This is a genomic window from Mycolicibacter sinensis (assembly GCF_001673565.1).
Classification (GTDB): domain Bacteria; phylum Actinomycetota; class Actinomycetes; order Mycobacteriales; family Mycobacteriaceae; genus Mycobacterium; species Mycobacterium sinense_C.
In genome coordinates this window covers 1-897 of the sequence record NZ_LZMF01000043.1, presented here as the reverse complement: position 1 = coordinate 897, position 897 = coordinate 1, and the positions used below count along the sequence as shown (strand labels likewise).

At 63.9% G+C, this 897-nt stretch carries 1 protein-coding gene and 1 pseudogene; one reads left to right on the top strand and one right to left on the bottom strand.

Annotated features, from left to right (window positions below; all coding sequences use genetic code 11):
- Positions 1–299, bottom strand: a pseudogene (locus A5648_RS07695) (PGRS repeat-containing protein); the annotation flags it as partial.
- Between the two features lie 283 nt (positions 300–582).
- Here A5648_RS07695 and A5648_RS07690 point away from each other — a divergent pair.
- Positions 583–897, top strand: a 315-nt coding sequence (locus A5648_RS07690) for a hypothetical protein (RefSeq protein ID WP_207511598.1), incomplete at its 3' end; no start/stop codon positions are given.

Genomic DNA, 897 nt, shown 5'->3' with positions numbered 1-897 from the left:
TTGAGCGGGGCGGTGAGCTGCTCACCGAACGGCGAGTCGAGCCAGTCCTGCAAGGCCGCGTGCAACGGCGTGTAGAACATGGTGTCCCACATCTGGGCGAAATCCGCATCCGCAGCCGCCGAACCCGGCAGATCCGAACCGGTGAACAGGTCGTCGAAGTGCCCGGACAGGTTGCCCCACGCGGTGGGATCAAACAGGTCGGAAAGGAAGTCATCGAAGTCGGCATTGGCCGCCGGCGCCGCCGCCAACGGCGCCATTCCAAAGGCCAGGAACGCGCCGACTGTCGACGCTGCGCCCACGATCCGCCGGCTCGAACCGCCCCTGCCTGAACTCCTGCTGACCGTGGCACCGCGCCGAACAACCATCATTGCCCCCGTTCCCCGTATAAGCCCTTAGCGCTGTAACGCCTTGTTAACATGCGCATTAGGAACAGCACAGTAGTTGCGCTAGCGTCAATTGTCTACCGGAAGCCTACAAACTGCGACTATCTCATTCGTTTGGTACGGTTTTTCGCACTAGCGGTTCCGCTAGAGTCGCCCAATATGCACCGAAGTCGCTAGTCAGCGCAGGGAGGTCGGTCCGATGTCTTATCTTCTGGGAAAGCCAGGGAAGCGCCGTGCGCGCGGGCGCCGCGGCGAACTGAGGACAGCACCTGCAGCGCTGGGGATCCTCACAGCCGTCGGCCTCGCAACGCTGACGTCGGTCCCGGCCGCCCGGGCCGACTTCGACGATCTGTGGGCCGACCTGTTTGACCCGAGCGCCTGGGGCAACCTGAGCGATGACTTCAACGGTCTGTTCGTCGCGTCGGATCTGTCCAGCGATGCGCTGGCCGGATCGGCCGCTGGTGCTGCCGCGTTCGACTTCTACACACCGCTGCACGCGGCCTTGCAGGACTGG